The following is a 17449-nucleotide window of genomic DNA, read 5'->3' as shown; positions in this document are numbered from 1 at the left end:
GGCCAGCCCCTGTTCCGACAAATATTTGGTGATGGCGCTGGTCAGGGTCGTCTTGCCGTGGTCCACATGCCCGATCGTCCCGATATTGACATGCGGCTTGGTTCGCTCGAATTTCTGCTTGGCCATGATGGTTTCTCCTATATTTGGGATTTTGAAATCTTGGGTTATGATTATCGTGCCGGGGTTTTATTTCCCGCCGCTTTTAGCCATGATCTCTTCGGAAATTGAGCGGGGAACTTCTTCGTAATGATGGAACTGCATGGTATAGATGGCCCGACCCTGGGTCAAGGATCTAAGCCTAGTGGCATACTCGAACATATCGGACAGCGGGACCATCGAGGCGATCACCTGGGCGTCCTTGCGCTTTACTAATCCCAGTATCTTGCCCCGCCGGGCGTTGATGTCGCCGATCACCTCGCCCATGTAGAGTTCCGGGACCACTACTTCCACGCTCATCACCGGCTCCAGAAGCACCGAGCCGGCCTTGCGCAGGGCCTCGTTGACGGCTAGCGAGCCGGCGGCCTTGAAGGCGATGTCCGAGGAGTCCACTTCGTGATAGGAGCCGTCTATCAGCGATACTTTGACGTCCACCACCGGATACCCGGCCAGGATCCCGGCCTCCAGGGCTTCCTTGACCCCCTTCTCCACCGAGTTGATGTATTCTTTGGGGATGGCGCCGCCGATGATATCGTTGGAAAATTCGAAACCCAGGCCCGGCTGTTGGGGTTCCAGTATAATCTCCACGTGCCCGTACTGCCCCCGGCCGCCGCTCTGGCGGATGAACTTGCCCACGGCCTTGGCCTTTTTGCGGACGGTCTCGCGGTAGCTGACCTGGGGCTTGCCCACGTTGGCCTGCACCGAAAATTCCCGCAGCATCCGGTCTACGATGATCTCCAGGTGCAGCTCGCCCATGCCGGAGATGATGGTCTGTCCGGTCTCCTCATCGGTCTTGACCTTGAAGGTGGGGTCTTCCTCGGATAATTTTGAAAGAGCGTTGCCTAATTTATCTTCATCGGCTTTGGACTTGGGCTCCAGGGCCACCGAAATCACCGGATCGGGAAATTTCATTGATTCCAAAATGATGGGATGTTTTTTTTCGCACAGGGTGTGGCCGGTCTTGCTGTCCCTCAAACCCACCGCGGCCGCGATGTCTCCGGCCTCTAATTTGTCCACGTCCTCCCGTTTGTTGGCATGCATTAAAAGCAGGCGGCTGATCCGCTCGTGCTTGCCGAGGTTGCTGTTATACACCGCCTGGCCGGCTTCGATGGCGCCGGAGTAAATGCGGATATATGAAATCTTTCCCACGTAGGGATCGGCGGCAATCTTGAAGACCAGCGCCGCCAGGGGTTCGGTCGAGTCGTCGTGACGTTCTTCGCGCTGGCCGGTGTCCGGATTCAGTCCGGAGATCGGAGGCAGGTCGGTGGGGGCCGGCAGGTAATCCACTACCGCGTCTAAAAGAGGCTGCACCCCTTTGTTCTTGAAGGCCGACCCGCACAGCACCGGGAAAATTTTTATGTCCAGGGTCCCCCGGCGGATGGCCTTCATCAGGAGCTGTGCCGGGATGGGCTTCCCGTCTACATACAGGTTGAGCGCCTCTTCGTTGTACTCGGCCACCTGTTCCACCAGGAAATTATGGGCGGCCCGGGCCTGGGCCTGATGTTCTTCGGGGATGGGGCCAGGTTTTGGCTCTTCGCCCTCGACGCCACTGTAGCTCACCGCCTGCATTTTGACCAGGTCCACCGCGCCGCAAAAAGTCTCGCCGCTGCCTAAAGGCATCTGGATGGGCACCGCCTTGGCGGCCAGCCGTTCCCGCATCATCCCCACCGCGTCGTCAAAATCGGCTCCCACCCGGTCCATTTTATTGATGAAAGCGATCCGGGGAATATGATAGCGGTCGGCCTGGCGCCAGACCGTCTCCGACTGCGGCTCCACGCCGCCTACCGCGCAGAACAGGGTCACGGCCCCGTCTAAAATCCTTAAAGAGCGTTCCACTTCCACCGTAAAGTCCACGTGGCCCGGGGTGTCGATGATGTTGATGCGGTGCCCGTTCCAGGCGCAGGTGGTGGCGGCCGAAGTGATGGTGATGCCGCGTTCCTTCTCCTGCTCCATCCAATCCATGGTGGCGGCGCCGTCGTGGACCTCGCCGATCCGGTGCACCTTGCCGGTGTAGAACAGGATCCTCTCGGTGGTGGTGGTCTTACCGGCATCGATATGGGCCATGATGCCGATGTTCCTGGTCTTATTTAACGAAGAAGCCTGGGTCATCTGTATTCCAACTTTACTTTCTGCCTTTAACCGTCCGCCATCCCTTCAACCAACGCCTGAAGGAAGGCGGCGGGCTGAAAGTTATCTTTTTTCGTCGGGAATTACAAATGGCGTCAGGTTTCTCATTTTACAAATCTTAATTTTTTTAAAAGTCAAAAATCTTTTTTCATCCGAACGGGATCCGGTACTTTTTAGACACTGATACCTTCGCTAAAGCTATGGCCCCCAAGGGAAGGCAAGCAAGAAGCGTAAGCGAACAAACACTGCGGGAAATGATTTTATAACGTTTTGTTATTGGTAATAAACTTGGGGTGAAGCCAATGTCAAAGCAATGTCAGTGTAATTCGTTCGACTGAGCCTGTCGCAGTCAGTGTCCGTTAAAAATCCCTGGTGCAGTCTCGGTACAGGTCGGGCTTTAGAACCGGTAGTGGCTGAAAGCCTTGTTGGCCTCGGCCATCTTGTGGGTGTCTTCCTTCTTTTTGACGGCCCCGCCCTCGTTCTTGTTGGCCGACATGATCTCCCCGGCCAGGCGATCGCGCATGGTCTTTTCGGAGCGGGCCTTGGCCGCGGCGATCATCCAGCGGATGGCCAGGGCGGTGCGCCGTTCGGGCTTGACCTCAATCGGCACCTGGTAGGTGGCGCCGCCCACCCGGCGAGGCTTGACCTCCAGCACCGGCTTGATGTTGTTCAGGGCCTGCTTGAAGACGTCGATCCCCGGAAGCTTCAGCTTCTGTTCCACCAGCTCCACCGCCTGGTAGAAGATCTTCTCGGCCACGCTCTTCTTCCCGCACTTCATGATGTTGTTGATGAAGATGGTGACCATGGTATCGTGGTATTTGGGATCCGGCAGGACCTCGCGTTTGATGACTCTTTTTCTTCTTGGCATTTTATATCAGTTCCTAATATTCTGATTTCTATTTGGATTTTTTACCGGGGAGCCACATTTCACGATTTACAATTCACGATTCGCATTTGGAAGCACCTCTGTGCCGGAGTTTATCCTGATGAATTGAAGGGTGTCTCTGTGGCTGAGGCAGGTTACTTCTTGGCGCCGGCCTTGACCCGTTTGGCGCCGTACAGCGAGCGGCTCTTCTTGCGGCCCTCCACCCCGGAGGTATCCAGGGTGCCGCGCACGATGTGATAGCGCACGCCGGGCAGGTCCTTGACGCGGCCGCCCCGCACCATGACGATGGAGTGCTCCTGCAGGTTGTGCCCCTCGCCCGGGATGTAGGACAGGATCTCGAATCCGTTGGTCAGGCGAACCTTGGCCACCTTGCGCAAAGCCGAGTTGGGCTTTTTAGGGGTGGTGGTGTAGACCCGGAGGCACACGCCCTTGCGCTGGGGGCAGGAATTCAAGGCCGGGGCCTTGGTCTTCTTGCGTTTGGAATTGCGCCCGCTGCGGATCAGTTGGCTGATGGTTGGCATTAATTCTCCTTGCCCTATAAGGTAATTTTTAAAGACAAAAACACCCCCGTCCGGTTTTCATCGCCGCGACGAAAACGGAAATATTTTGTCAAAAATTTTTGTAAAAGACTGAAATGTTAATTATATAATATTTACAGCATAAATGTCAAGATGTTTTAACAATTAAAATTTTACAATTAAAAAATCATACAAAACCTGTAAATAATCGGAAATTGCCGCATTACCCCCAATTTAACCCCAAAAAGCCCACCCAAAGCTCATTTTATGCTTGACATAGCCGAAAGCTATATTATATCATTAAGAATTATACGGCGGAGCCTTTTCTGGGCTGTTTCAGTTTTCATTATTTTTTTTCTCTCCAAAACGGGACAAAACATTTACATAGGGAATTCCTTATGCAAGTTGACATAGTTGAAGCTTCTCTTTCCGACAAACCAATCATTCGGAATTTAATGCAATTGTATTTGTATGATTTAACGGAATATGAGCCTATCCCTTTAGACGCCCACGGTTTGTTTAATTACAATTACCTGGATCACTACTGGATAGAAAAAGGACGCTTTCCGTTTCTTTTTAAAGTTAACGAGAACTTGGCTGGTTTTGCATTAATTAACCAGCATAGCAATTCGGGGAAACATGTAGATTACAGCATGGCTGAATTCTTTATTTTGAAAAAATATCGTCTTACCGGAATAAGTAAACAAGCCGCGTTTTGTCTGTTAGATAAGTTTCACGGCACTTGGGAAATAGCCGTGGGCAAAGAAAACAAACCGGCCCAGGCATTTTGGCGTAAAATTATTTCAGACTACACACAAGGTAATTTTGAAGACTTGTCTAATGGTTGCGGCGGTTGGCATGGACCAATCCATCGGTTTGACAATAGCAAGTAACTTGCCTTTTATTTCCGCATAGACCGTAGCACGATTTTATAATTCGTAGCACAAATTCAACTATCCTTCCTGTATTCCTGCCTTCCTTATAAAGGTAATCCCCCTAAACCACTTGAGAGCTTATCAAATAACAATGCACATCACCGAATACCTGCAGAACCGCAAAAAGACCCTGGTTTCCCTGGAGATCACCCCGCCCGAAAAAGGCCACAGCATCCAGAGCATCTACCAAGCGGTGGATCTGCTCAAGCCCTACAACCCCTCGTTCATCAATGTCACCTACCACCAGCAGAGCATCGTCTACGAGGAAGTGGACGAGGTCATCAAAAAGATCCCCCGCCGCAAGAAGCCTGGCACCGTGGGCATCTGCGCGGCCCTGGCCAACAAGTACCAGATCGAGACCGTGCCCCACCTGATCTGCGGCGGGTTCAACAAATACGAGACCGAGGACGCGCTGATAGACTTCCATTATTTGGGCTTCACCAACCTGTTTGCGCTGCGGGGCGATCCCCCGCCGGGCATCGGCGAGTTTGAGCCGGAGAAAGACGGCCACCGCTACGCCTCGGAATTAGTGGAGCAGGTAGCCAATCTTAATAAGGGAAAATACCTGGAAGAGCTGGACGTGGCCGACCCCACCAACTTCTGCATTGGGGTGGCCGGCTACCCCGAAAAACATTACGAGGCCCCCAATCTGGACGAGGACATCAGGCATTTGAAGGAGAAGATCGCCCGCGGCGCCTCTTACATCATCACCCAGATGGTTTTCTCGGCCGAAATATTCAAGAACTACCTGGACCGGGTGCGGGCCGAGGGCATCAACGTTCCGGTGATCCCCGGCGTCAAGGTCATCGCCAGCCCCCGCCAGCTGACCGCCATCCCCCGCGACTTCCACGTCAACCTGCCTCAAGGCTTGGTGGAGCGGATATTGAGCGCGCCTGATCCGGCCTCGGCCCGCTGGGCCGGAGTGGATTTTGCCACTGGGCTCTGCGCCGGGTTGTATGAACAGAAGGTCCCCTGCCTCCATTTTTACACCATGGGCAAGGGCCAGGCCGTGGCCGGAGTGCTTTCCAATCTGAAACAAAAAGGGATAATATGAAACAGAACCCGGAAGGCTTTCTGGAAAACTCCCGCCAAAGGATCCTGATAATGGACGGCGGCATGGGCAGCCAGCTTTTTGCGGTCGGCTTAAAGGACGAGGATTACGGCGGCCATCCAGGCTGCCATGAGTTTTTATGTCTCTCCCGGCCCGAGGTCATCTTAAATATCCATAAAGATTATCTGGCGGCCGGCGCCCAGATCATCGAGACCGACAGTTTCGGCGGGGCCCGGCACATCCTGGCCGAACACGGTCTGGCCGAAAAATGTTTTGAGTTGAACCGGGAAGCGGCCCAGTTGGCTAAGCAGGCGGCCGGTGAATTCTCAAAATCAGATGATCCCAGGTGCGTGGCCGGCTCCCTGGGGCCTGGCTCCCGCCTGCCCGGTCTGGGACAGATATCATTCGACGAATTAGTGCAGAGTTATTTGCCCCAGGCCCAGGGGTTGCTGGCTGGCGGAGCCGACTGCTTTATAGTGGAGACCTGCCAGGACCTGCTCCAACTCAAGGCTGCGGTAATAGCGATTGACCGGACGCTCAAAGAACAAGATCAGTTCCGGCCCATCATCGGCTCGGTGACCATCAACCAGAGCGGCCGGATCCTTTTGGGCAGCGACATCGCAGCGGCGCTGGCCGCGCTGGAACCCTTGCCCCTGGCCGCCATCGGGATCAACTGCAGCCTGGGGCCTAAAGGGCTGACTGAGGCGGTCTACTACCTGGCCCGGCATTCATCAAAACTTTTATTTTTGATGCCCAACGCCGGCCTGCCCAAATTGGTTGACGGCCGGACAGTTTACGACCTGGCACCCAAAGATTTTGCCGGGCAGATGAAAAACTTCGCCTCTGCGGTGGGATTGAACATCGCCGGCGGCTGCTGCGGCACCACCCCCGGGCATATCCGGGAACTGGCCTTGGCCTTAAAAGATATCCCGGCCCGGAAGCCCTTGGAAACAAGAACGGCCCGCATTTCCTCGCTCTATCAGGCCCAGGATATAAAGACCGAGCCCAAGCCGCTGATCATCGGTGAACGGACCAATGTGACGGGCAGCAAACTTTTTAGGGAATGCCTGCAGAAGGACGACTACGAAGGCATGATGAAAGCGGCCCTGGAACAGCAGGCCGAGCAGTCCCATGCCATAGATCTTTCATTGGCGGCGGCCGGGCGGCCGGAGGTTTTGGACTACCAGGTCTTTTGTTCCAGGCTCAACACCCGGCTGCAGCTCCCAGTGATGATAGACTCCACCAGCCCTCAAGCGGTGGAGGAAGCCTTGAAGCGACTGGCCGGGCGCTGTCTCGTCAACTCGGTCAATCTGGAGGACGGGGGGAAAAGGGCCAGGGAGACATTCGAGCTTTGCCGGCAGTACGGCGCGGCGGTAGTCTGCCTGACCATAGACGAGCAGGGCATGGCTTCCACCGCGGACCGGAAGATTGCCGCCGCCCAGCGCCTTTACCAGATGGCCATTGAATGCGGATTGTCCGAGCAGGACCTGCTGTTCGACTTTCTGACCTTCAGCCTGGGTTCCGGGGACGAATCATTAAAACCCTCTGCCAAAGAGACTTTAGACGCCATCACAAAGATTAAATCCCTATTCCCCAGTTCCCACACCATCCTGGGAATAAGCAACGTCTCCTACGGTCTGTCGCCCCAGGCCCGCAAGTCCTTGAATTCTGTTTTCCTGCGCCGGGCCATTGAAAAGGGCCTGGACGCCGCCATCATGCACGCCGGGCGCATCATGCCCCTGCACCTGATCCCGCCCCAGCTGGTAAAGCTCTGCGACGACCTGCTACTAAACCGGCAGTCCGGGTCCAAGCCGCCTTTGGAGTCTTTGCTGGCCTTCTTCTCCCATCACAAGATCGGGGAGGAAAGCGTGGCTCACCAGAATTTTGTGCCCCCGGCCCAGCGGCTGGAACAGCACGTGCTGTCGGGCGACAGCCAGGGATTGGAGCAGACCCTGAAGGCCCTGCTGAAGGAAGAGACTCCCCTTTACATCATCCGGGAAGACCTGCTCCCGGCCATGGATAAGGTAGGAAAATTGTTCGGCCAGGGCAAGCTGCAGCTGCCCTTTGTGCTGCGCTCGGCCGAGGTGATGCGCAGCGCCTCGGATTTCCTGAAACCAATGCTGGGGAAAAAGAAGAACGAAGCCCGCGGTTCCATAGTGCTGGCCACGGTCCGGGGCGACATCCACGACATCGGCAAGAACTTAGTGGCCATGATCCTGGAGGCCAACGGCTTCAAGGTGATCAACCTGGGAGTCAAGCAGAGCGCCGAGCAGATCATCAATGCCGTCAAGGAGCATCAACCCACCGCCGTGGGGCTTTCCGGCCTGCTGGTGGAATCGGTCAAGGCCATGACCGAGTATCTTGAGGTTTTCAAGGCCCAGGGCTTAAGCCTGCCAGTGATCTGCGGCGGCGCGGCTTTGAGCTCCGATTACCTGGAAAAGACCATGCGCCCGCTTTACCCGGCGGTCCATTACGCCAAGGACGCTATGGACGGGTTTAAAGTGATGCAGCAGCTTACCACCCCGGCCAAACCCTCGGAGACAGAGGCTATCCCGCAGCCTGTGGAAAACAACAAGCTGACTCTCAAAATACCTCTTCAACCTACTAAACCTTTTAAACCTGCTTCACCCGGCAAAGAAGCCCCCTTCAAACGCCCCCGAGAACTGTCGGTTAAGAGGCCGGCCAAACAAAAACTCCCCTTTGAGGGAAGCAAGATAGAGAAAAAAATCCCCCTCCACCTTCTGCTGGATCATCTGAACCGCCGGGCCTTGTACCAGTCGCGCTGGCAGATGGTCTCGGGGAAAGCAGACAAAACTAAGGCCGAACGGCAGACAAGTTCAGCCGAGACCGCCTTCAACGAGCTTTGGGAGATGGCCATTAAAAAGGACATACTTAGACCCAAGACCGTTTACGGGTTTTACCGGGCCAGATGGAAGGGTTCGCAGCTGGTAATTTTAAAGCCCAAGTCCAAGAAGGAATGGATGACTTTAACTTTTTCGGACAAGATCCGCGACAGCTGGCCTTCCGGTTCCCAAGAAGAACTGACCGTGGTCCTGCAGTTAGTGACCCTGGGCAAAAAAGTCAGCAAGCGCTGCCGCAAGTTCAACCAAGACGGAAAAGTGCAGAAGGAATTTTTGCTGCACGGCCTGGCCGCCGAGCTGACCGAGGCCCTGGCCAAATGGAGCAACGCCAAAGTAAACAAACTGGCGGGATGGAAAAATACTATCAGACTCAGCCCCGGCTACCCGGTCTGGCCAAAACTTTCCCAGCAGGAAAAGATATTTTCAGTGCTGAAACCAAAAAGGATAAAAGTGGCTTTAAGCGAATCGCACCAGATGGATCCGGAGTTCTCCACCAGCGCCATCATCTTCAACAAGGGTTAGACCTATAAACCGGCGACAAGAAAGCTGCCCCCGTCAAAGGGGCGGCTTTTATTTTGATGTACTGGTTCAAAGTTTTATCCGAAAGACGCTCTGCTATTTTCTTTATCATACTTTCTTATGACTAATAAAGTATGCCAAGAAGTCTTTACCGCCGTTCGGCTGAGCTCACGCCGAAGCCCAGCTGCGCGGAAAGCAAGGCATACGCCCCGGCCCCGCCAAGGCGGGGCTTTATCGGGGCTGAAGTATAGCCGCTTCGCTTAAAGGCGGGGCGACAAACATAGCCTCACTCCCTTCCCGTACTGGGGATGGATGTCGTCAGGCAGGAAGTGGTCCCAGGTTCGCTTTCAGCGGTGCTTGCCTAGCAAAGGCTGCCGTTTTAGCCGACTGAAAGTCAGGTAAAGAATTTGTTGCCAGTATTATGCCTTATTTTCGGGTCAATAAATTCAGGCAGCTGGATATTATGACTTCAAAGCAGCGCTGAGCGAAAGTTCTTCCGCCACCGTAAGTATGTCCCTATAGCCGGCCACCACCACGCCCCGCCGACCTGCCCCCCGTAGTGGGAACGAAGGAGGACGGCGAGGCTCCGCTTACAGCGGGGCCGTGGGCAAGTAAAACCATATAGGCTGGTCTGCCTTTGGCACGAGCGGATCCGCCCGTGGAGGACTTTGAAGCTTTCTCTTCAAAGAGAAAGCGGAGGAAGGAAATTAGAACTGTTCGGCGGCGATCTCGCTTATCCCCCGCAAAATGCAGCTTTCCACCCATTTGCTTCCCTCCTGCTGCATTTTCACCAGGTACTCCTCGGCATAGGGCCAGATGTTCCTGAGCGTCTCCTGCTCCGAGTTTTGGGGCACGAACTGCTGCAGCGCCCACTTTTGGGCCCCCTTGATGCTTTTGCCCATCTGTTTGACGTTCTCTAATCTGTGAAACACGGGCACTAAAGTCGTGCGGAATTCGTAATCCGTTTTGCCGGTCATCAGTATTTTTATCGAGCGTCTGATGTCGTCCAGGTTGACCTTGGTCCCGGCCGCCTGGCTGTATATCGGATCCAGGGTAGCCTTCAGGTCCATGGCCACATAGTCCACTAATTTCTTGTCCAACAGCAATTGCAGCATTTCGGGATTGGCGCCGTTGGTGTCCAGTTTTATCAGAAGACCCAGCTCCCGGATGGATTGGATGAACTGGGGCAGGTCGTCATGGACGGTGGGCTCGCCTCCGGTGATCACCGCTCCGTCGATCCAGCCTTTCTTGCCTTTAAGGAAATCGCTGACCCTCTGCCAGGGAACGGTCGCGATCTTCTGCGGCTCCTTCCACAACCGGTGGTTGTGACAAAAGGGACAGCGAAAATTGCAGCCGGGCAAAAAAAAGACTGAGACCAGCCTGCCGTCCCAGTCAATCAGCGATGTCTCTATGAAACCTTTTATTTCCATCTTACCTTACGAAGCATTAATGCATGTCCGGCAATAGTCCATACAGTGGTTATACGGTGGTGATACTATTGGCCAAACAATTGTGTACCAATTGTAGTCCCTATTGCATCACAACCGTAATCAGTCTTCCTCGTCCGGGCCGGCCTCACCTTTAAAGGCCTTGTCCAGATGGGGCTTGAGCTCTTTGGAAAGCGGCGGCCGCTTGACCCAGCGGTCCAACTCCTCTTTCTTATATTCCAGCACCACCGTGGGAATGTCGGAAACCTCGTAAAAGGCTCCCTCGGTCAGGCCGTCCAGCGTATCCATGTCGAAATAGTTGACCGGCACCTGTTCCGTGTATTTCCATTTGTCCAAAAAATAGCCTACTTTTTCGATGGCCTGTTTGCAGACCTGGCAGCTGGGCCGCCCGAATACTTTTATTTGCATTATTACCCTCTTAATAGTTTCATACTTTTGACGGTGTCATCACTTCGGTGCAAAATAATAGCCAATCTCAGTGCAGGCTCTGAGAAGCCTTGCTTGCTTTACAAACCGAAGGATCCCTTCAGTTAAAAGTGGATTCTTCGACCTGCCAAGCACGATGCCCTGCTCAGAATGACAACTTCCAGTCCCTACTTCACCTGCGACTTATACCGGTCCCGCAGTTCCCCGATCTTGCCCTTGTTCCATCCTTCCACGATGGTAAAGTAGCCGGTTACCCGGGTGATGTGGTTGACGTCGCGGCCGCCCACGGACTGGGCCTTGATGGTGTTCCATTCGTGTTTGGCGATGGCATCGTAAGTAGCGTGGATCTTGGTGTCGTAGCGTTTGTTGCGGATGTAGACCCCGCCGTCCTCTTCGTTGAATTCGTAGGACTGTTTCTCCGAGGTCAGCTTGTCCTTCAGTTCCTGCAGTTCCATGTTTTCCATCTCCTTTGGTTGGGGCCGATAAATCGGCCATTACGTTGGTTATTGAGTCTTTATACCTGTTGGGGCCGACAGATCGGCTCTTACTGTATTGTCGGGACATGGCGTGCCATGTCCTTACTTTAGTTTTTAAGGCTTTATATCCTGTTGGGACACGGCGTGCCGTGTCCTTACTGTTGGGGCCGATAAATTCGGCCATTACGTGTTACGAAGGCTTATTTACAACCCGCGGATGCCAGTTCAAACTCTCCGGTAGGCTATTCAAACTCTCCGGTAGGCTGTTCAAACTTTCCGGTAGACTGTTCAGAACCCACGGAAGCCTATTTAAACCCTGCGGATGTCAGTTCAGAACTTTCGGATGCTTATTCAAACTCTGCGGGTGTCAGTTCAGAACCCGCGGAAGCCTGTTTATAACCTGTCAAGGCTTGTTTGCTCATCGCCAGGGCTTATTTAGAGAGTGTAAAATTGTTTAATTGCCGCAAAATTTATCGGCTGTTTTTAAATTTCAAGCTTTCTCACATTTGAATACAAGTTTATCATGTCTATTTCCCTGATCCTAAAAGCTGTGCCTCGATTTCTAACCGCACCATTTTCCTTTAAATGCATTCTTAAATCTATTCCCACTATTCCGGCATTGAAAGCTTCAATAAAGTTCCTATGCTGCGGTTCTGTTAAAATCATCGCTTCATTATAATGAAATTCTTCATGTCCTTCATTGTATCTTCTATCGGCAATAACAAAAAGCACCCTGGTTAATTTTGTCATTAGCTTCCCGACTAAAATAAATACATCCCAGATTGCCAATATATTGCCGCTTCTATCAACAAGGCTAATGGTATTGTTTTCATTTGTGCGCAGATTTAAGCCTTGTGAACTTTCACCGCCTAAAAAAATTGTATTTTTTAACGCTCTCCTGCCTTTTTCATCTAAATAACCATATCTTTCAATTAATTGGCGTGGCGTTATTTGCCAAACGCCCCTATTAAAGCAAAACAAAGTAATTAACGATTTGGATTCTCTTCTCGTTGTTTTTATTTCTACTCTACCCCCAATATCAGGCACCGGTATGTTGGTTTCTTGTAAACCCATTTCATGTTCAAAAGTATGTCCGACACCAGTTGATCCCTTCCGCAATGACGAGATAAAGCCTCGTTCATTCAAAGTAATAAGTCTTCTTGTAATTTCTTGTAAAGTCATCTCATCCTTTCATTATAACTATATATTCGGCCGTCATTGTTGGTGATAAATAGCCCTTAACGTTTGATGGCGAATTCAAAGCGGGCATCCGCTTGTTATTAATTTTTCTTACTAATGTTTTTAAATGCTTTAAACCAAAATGTTCAAAAAATTCCTTTACAATTTCGTCCATTGGAATTGTTATTCCGTTGACGGTTCTGTTGCCGACCACGAGGCAAACCGTAGGGTGGTCGGAAAGACACTTTATAATATTATTGCAGGATAAAAAAAGATCCGAAAAAAAGATGTTTACCTCTTCCTTGCGATTTTCATCCTGTATCTTATTCAGCGTTTGCTTCAAGGATACCGAAGGTGTTGCGCCAAAAATGCCCTTTTTGCCGCCAAGCAACCTGCCATCTAACGTTAAATCGCCGTCGCCATAAGGATTCAAACCTTTAATCCATTCCATGCTAAAACTGGAAAATTGGCCGTAAGCAACCGTGGTTTTTGAATCGCCGTATGGCGGCGAAGTAATCACAATATCAACCTTGTCGTTGAAAGGTAGGGGTTGCCTTGCATCATGTCTAAACAGTTTAAAATCCCTGTAAAGTAGGGGATCAGTCAGAATTTGACTGTATTTTAAAGCTATTCGTTCAAAGGTTTCCCATACCCTTGGCCTATATATATCTAATTTTTCTTTGTTAATGCGATTGCGTTTGAACTCGCCCTTTTTATTATTTGAAACATTTCTGACTGTTTGCGAAAAAACAGTTTTGAAAAATAACCCATAAGTTTTATCGTCTATTGCCCGTAAACTTTTTCTAATTTTTCCTAGCCCTTCTATTACGTCAGGGTTAAACCAATATTCTATATTCGTTATTTCCGGCACATCGGCAGTATTACTGCCCCAATCGTTTTTTATTTTTTTTAGGTTACTTGCAACTTTTTCCTGATACAGATTAAGCGTCCTGGCTTCGGCTATTAAAAGTGCCAATGGGTTTAAATCAGTACCAATTACTTTCCTAGAAGTTTTAAGAGTTTCAATAATCGTAACGCCGCTGCCGCAAAAGGGATCGTAAACTGTACTATCTTTGGGCGCATAAAGCGAAAGTAAATTATCAACCAAAAGATAATGCAGCATCGCGGGGTACTCGTGTATGGCTGCCCGGCCTTCTGAAGCTTTTTGGGCGGTAAAATCAAGTTCTATCGCTCTCGTCTTAACTTCTGTTAACATAGTACACCTTTAATCTGGGCAGATATTTATTGTTAGTTCGCAGAATTATTTTATATCACCGCGGTGACAATTTTTCTATTGTTCCTACTTGATCCTCCTGATCCCCTCGAACGTCTTCCGGCTGCAGTTGGGGCACTCGTCTTTTAACCTGCGGTAGCCTGTTTACAACCTGCCAAGGCTTGTTTGCTTACCGCCGGGCTGAACGCGCCCAGCAACGCCTGCTCCTGCTTTATAGCCTTTAGAACTCATCCCTTGCTCCCTTCTCTTACCCAAGAGAAGGGTTGGGGTTGAGTTCCGGCCTAACCTACCGGCTACTGTCTACCGGCTCCATTTTCTGCCTTTGCTTCCTGCCTTTGCTTCCTGCCTTTGCTTTCTGCCTTTGTTTTCTGCCTTTGCTTTCTGCCTTTGCTTTCTGCCTTTGCTTCCTGCCTTTGCTTCCTGCCTTCAATCTACTTGATCCTCCTGATCCCCTCGAACGTCTTCCGGCTGCAGTTGGGGCACTCGTCTTTGAGTCCCCGGTAGACCTTGCCGCAGCTGTTGCAAGCGGTGAACTCAGGGCTGAAGGCGATCTGGGCGTTGCGGGTCTGGCGAAAGGATTTGACCACAAAATTGGCGATGGAGCTGGCCTTGGGATGCGAATCCGCCAGCCAGATATGGGTCAAGGCCCCGGCCTCTATCATGTCGTGGAACTTGCCCTCTTGCTTCACCCGGTCGATGGGGTTCATCTGGCAGGCCACGTTTAAGTAGGTGGAGTTGGTATAGTAGACGGTGCCCTCCTTGAGGCTGCCCTTGACCGCCTTCTCGGCGTCCTTGGGGAACTGCTGCAGGTCTAACTTGGCAAAGCGGAAGGCGGTGCTCTCGGCCGGGGTCTGCTCCAGCACGAACTTCATGCCGTATTCCTTGGCCAGTTCCTTGATTTTAAGATGCATGTAGGCTATCATCTTCAGCCCGAACTTGAAGGCTTCTTCGCTTTCGTGCATCTCCTGTCCGGTGTGGTGCTGCACCATTTCGTTGAGCCCCAGCATCCCGATCAGGAAGGTAACCCGGCCCATCCGAAGATAAGGCTCGCCGTCCTTCTCCATGGCCAAAAGGGATAAAGGCCCCTGGTCTTTTAAGGCCATCAGTTTCTCTATGAACTTGCGCTTCTGCTGGTGGCCTTTCACCGCCAAGTGCAGGAACTCGTCTATTTTTTTGTAGAGTTGGTTGGTGTCGCCTTTGGCCAGGTAGGCGATCCGGGGCAGGTTGACGGTGATGTTCTGCAGGGCCGAATAGCGCATCTTCCAGGGGGTGTTGGCGTCCATCAGGTCCCGGTCGTCTAATTTGAAGGCCAGCCGGCAGCACTCCGAGATCTTGGCGGTCTCGCCCCGGTCGAATACGAAATAGGTGTTGCCCTTGTCGGCGGCCACCGAGCAGATCAGCTCCAGGTATTCCTGGTGCCCCGGGGTTAAAAAGAATTTTTCGGTGATATGGGCCTGGGGCTTGGGGAAGAAGAAGGGCCGCCCGGTGCCGTCGCCGCCCTTGTAAACTTCGAACAGGGCCCAGGCAAAGCGCTGGGATTCCTTCAAGTAATCGCCGTATTTCTTGCCGGTGTACTCGCCGCCCGGCCCGATGGCCGGCACGTGCTCGAAATGCTTGGGGGTCTCCCAGTAGATGTTGAGGTCGGAGAATATGGCCTGGCCGCCCCGGGCCACCGACTGCTGGCTGTATTCGAAGATCATCATCTGGGCCAGCTGGGAGATCTCCCGCTCGGACATTCCCACCAGGAACGGAGCAAAGAAGACGTTGACCGCGTCCCAGCCGATGGCCCCGGCAAAGTGCCCCTGCAGCGCGGCTGACATTTTCACCATGTGGGCCAAAAGGGTGTCGGCGTGCTTGGCCGGCTTGGCTATGGACAGCGCGTTGGGCAGGGACAGGCCGAACTTCTTGACGTATTCCAGGCTTTGTCCCGAACAGTACGGCCGGTTGACGAATCCCAGGTCGTGCAGATGGATGTCGCCCCGGCTGTGGGCGTCGGCCACGTCGGGGGAAAAGACCCGGAACAGGGCGAACTGCTTGTTGATAGTCTCGGCCAGGGTCATGTTGGTGGCTTCGGGGTTGTGAGGGATGTTGGCGTTCTCGCGATTGCGGTCGGTTAAAACCTTCTCCACATCGTACAGCGGCATGCCCAGCCGAGAATGCCTTTTGCGGGCCTCCTCCAGCCCGTATTCTATCAGCTTGGCGTCCACCAACTCGCGCACTAAGGACGAAGTCAGCCGCTTGACCTTGGCGTCTACGATCTGCTGTTCCACTTCCACCGCCACCTTCTGGGCTGTGTCCTCGGCCACCCCGGCCTCTTTTTTAAGGGCTTTGACTATCTTCTCCCGGTCCCACTGGGCCACGTTATCCTCGGAGGTCTGGATGAACAGGGCCAGGTCGGTGGCGTCGGAATCCCGCACCACTTCGCCCATCTGCACCTGGCGGATGTTGAAATTCTGGCGGCGGAGCTTGGAGCGCTGGTCGCGGTACAGGATGAAGGCCTTGGCGGTCTTGGCATGGCCCCGCTCGATCAGGATCTTCTCCACCGCGTCCTGGATCTCCTCCACGTTGGGCAGATGCTGGCCCTTGGCCGAATGCAGCAGCAGCTCCACCTGCTCGGCCAGGGCGTCGGCCAGCAGATGGTCGGCCCCGCCCACCGCCTGGGCCGCCTTGAAGATAGCTTCGGTGATCTTGCGCCGGTCAAAATTGACGATCTCGCCGCTGCGCTTCTGGACCACGTTGAACGGCATTATGGGTTCGGAGTCTATCGGCTTGTCCTTGGCATTCTCCACCATCAAAAACCTGGGGATCTCGGCGGAATCCTGGGGCGACTGGCTTTTGGCGGACAATTCGGCATCGGGCGGGTTCATGGCGCTCCTTAGTTGGTTACAAGTTGATTCTATGCAATTGATTGGACACTGAATTACACTGATATTTTCTAACAATAGGTGCCCCGCAGTGTCTTCAGTGTCTCAATAGGGCTTTAGGTTTTCTTGGATTCGTTTTTCTGGGCAAAGCTCTTGGCCGCGTCGGCGAAATCGGAGGCCTCCCGGAACGAGCGGTAGACCGAGGCAAACCGGACATAGGCCACCCCGTCTAATTTTTGCAGGGCGTTCATCACCATCTCGCCGATCAGCGGGGCCTGGACCTCGCTGACGCCCTGGGCCTGGATCTCGTTCTCGATATTGTCCACCAGACGCTCCAGCAGGTCGATGCCGATGGGCCGCTTCTCGCAGGCCTTGCGCAGGCCGGACATGATCTTCTGGCGGTCAAAGGACTCACGCCGTCCGTCTTTTTTCACTATCATCAGGGAGGACTCGATGTACTCGTAGGTAGTGTAGCGGCGGCGGCACTGCAGGCATTCACGGCGGCGCCGGATAGCCTGCCCGTCTTTTGAGAGACGGGAATCTATCACCTTGTCTTTGGGGAAACCGCAGGATGGACATTTCATTAGGGGATATCCTCTATTTTGTAGAAAGGGTCTAATTATGCCACTATATGTAGGCGTTTGTCAAGGGAAAAATCATACAAACTAAAACATTTTTATGGCAGATTTTAAGCCTTTAAACGGCATCAAGGTATGTTAGTTGCATTGTGTTACAAAATATTATAACTTTTAAGAATTTTATTACCATG

14 protein-coding genes are annotated in these 17449 nt (G+C 52.8%); 3 read left to right on the top strand and 11 right to left on the bottom strand.

Features of this window, described 5'->3' with window-relative positions; genetic code table 11:
- From tuf to HY768_08480, 4 genes are all read right to left on the bottom strand, one after another.
- Window positions 1–126, bottom strand: a 126-nt coding sequence (gene tuf / locus HY768_08495) for an elongation factor Tu (GenBank protein MBI4727242.1), incomplete at its 3' end; no start/stop codon positions are given.
- 60 nt (window positions 127–186) lie between these two features.
- Complete coding sequence (gene fusA / locus HY768_08490) at window positions 187–2265, bottom strand: elongation factor G (protein ID MBI4727241.1); 2079 nt, start codon at window positions 2263–2265, stop codon at window positions 187–189.
- Between the two features lie 415 nt (window positions 2266–2680).
- Entirely contained in the window at window positions 2681–3151 is a 471-nt protein-coding gene (gene rpsG, locus HY768_08485; GenBank protein MBI4727240.1) for a 30S ribosomal protein S7, read from the bottom strand.
- Between the two features lie 152 nt (window positions 3152–3303).
- Complete coding sequence (locus HY768_08480) at window positions 3304–3690, bottom strand: 30S ribosomal protein S12 (protein MBI4727239.1); 387 nt, start codon at window positions 3688–3690, stop codon at window positions 3304–3306.
- Between the two features lie 395 nt (window positions 3691–4085).
- On the opposite strand from HY768_08480, the gene HY768_08475 reads away from it, so the two are divergent.
- From HY768_08475 to HY768_08465, 3 genes are all read left to right on the top strand, one after another.
- Window positions 4086–4580 carry a GNAT family N-acetyltransferase gene (locus HY768_08475; protein ID MBI4727238.1) on the top strand — a complete coding sequence of 165 codons (495 nt, stop codon included), beginning with the start codon at window positions 4086–4088 and terminating at the stop codon, window positions 4578–4580.
- Between the two features lie 133 nt (window positions 4581–4713).
- The gene (locus HY768_08470) at window positions 4714–5676 is read left to right on the top strand and encodes a methylenetetrahydrofolate reductase (protein ID MBI4727237.1); all 963 of its coding nucleotides are present in this window, start codon (window positions 4714–4716) and stop codon (window positions 5674–5676) included.
- Window positions 5673–9056 (top strand): homocysteine S-methyltransferase family protein, encoded by a 3384-nt coding sequence (locus tag HY768_08465; protein ID MBI4727236.1) that lies wholly within the window; start codon window positions 5673–5675, stop codon window positions 9054–9056. Before HY768_08470 ends, HY768_08465 begins: the two co-directional genes overlap by 4 nt.
- A gap of 704 nt (window positions 9057–9760) precedes the next feature.
- Here HY768_08465 and HY768_08460 read toward each other — a convergent pair.
- The 7 genes from HY768_08460 to nrdR all read right to left on the bottom strand — a co-directional run bounded on the left by HY768_08460 (window position 9761) and on the right by nrdR (window position 17264).
- A complete protein-coding gene (locus HY768_08460; protein MBI4727235.1) occupies window positions 9761–10483 on the bottom strand; it encodes an anaerobic ribonucleoside-triphosphate reductase activating protein in 723 nt (240 codons plus the stop codon).
- Between the two features lie 120 nt (window positions 10484–10603).
- Window positions 10604–10909, bottom strand: a complete 306-nt coding sequence (locus tag HY768_08455; GenBank protein MBI4727234.1) for a hypothetical protein — start codon at window positions 10907–10909, stop codon at window positions 10604–10606.
- 185 nt (window positions 10910–11094) lie between these two features.
- Entirely contained in the window at window positions 11095–11382 is a 288-nt protein-coding gene (locus tag HY768_08450) for a hypothetical protein (GenBank protein MBI4727233.1), read from the bottom strand.
- A 504-nt stretch (window positions 11383–11886) separates the two neighbouring features.
- Window positions 11887–12585, bottom strand: a complete 699-nt coding sequence (locus HY768_08445; protein ID MBI4727232.1) for a hypothetical protein — start codon at window positions 12583–12585, stop codon at window positions 11887–11889.
- Between the two features lies 1 nt (window position 12586).
- Window positions 12587–13798, bottom strand: coding sequence for a DNA adenine methylase (locus HY768_08440; protein ID MBI4727231.1), 1212 nt, complete (start codon window positions 13796–13798; stop codon window positions 12587–12589).
- 449 nt (window positions 13799–14247) lie between these two features.
- Window positions 14248–16683, bottom strand: a complete 2436-nt coding sequence (gene nrdD / locus HY768_08435; protein MBI4727230.1) for an anaerobic ribonucleoside-triphosphate reductase — start codon at window positions 16681–16683, stop codon at window positions 14248–14250.
- 113 nt (window positions 16684–16796) lie between these two features.
- Entirely contained in the window at window positions 16797–17264 is a 468-nt protein-coding gene (gene nrdR / locus HY768_08430; protein ID MBI4727229.1) for a transcriptional repressor NrdR, read from the bottom strand.
- Window positions 17265–17449 lie beyond the last annotated feature (185 nt).

It is taken from the genome of candidate division TA06 bacterium, assembly GCA_016208585.1.
In the GTDB taxonomy this organism is placed as follows: Bacteria; Edwardsbacteria; AC1; order AC1; family EtOH8; genus UBA5202.
Note: the sequence above shows the minus strand (reverse complement) of the source record. Positions and strands in the feature narration are given on the sequence as shown.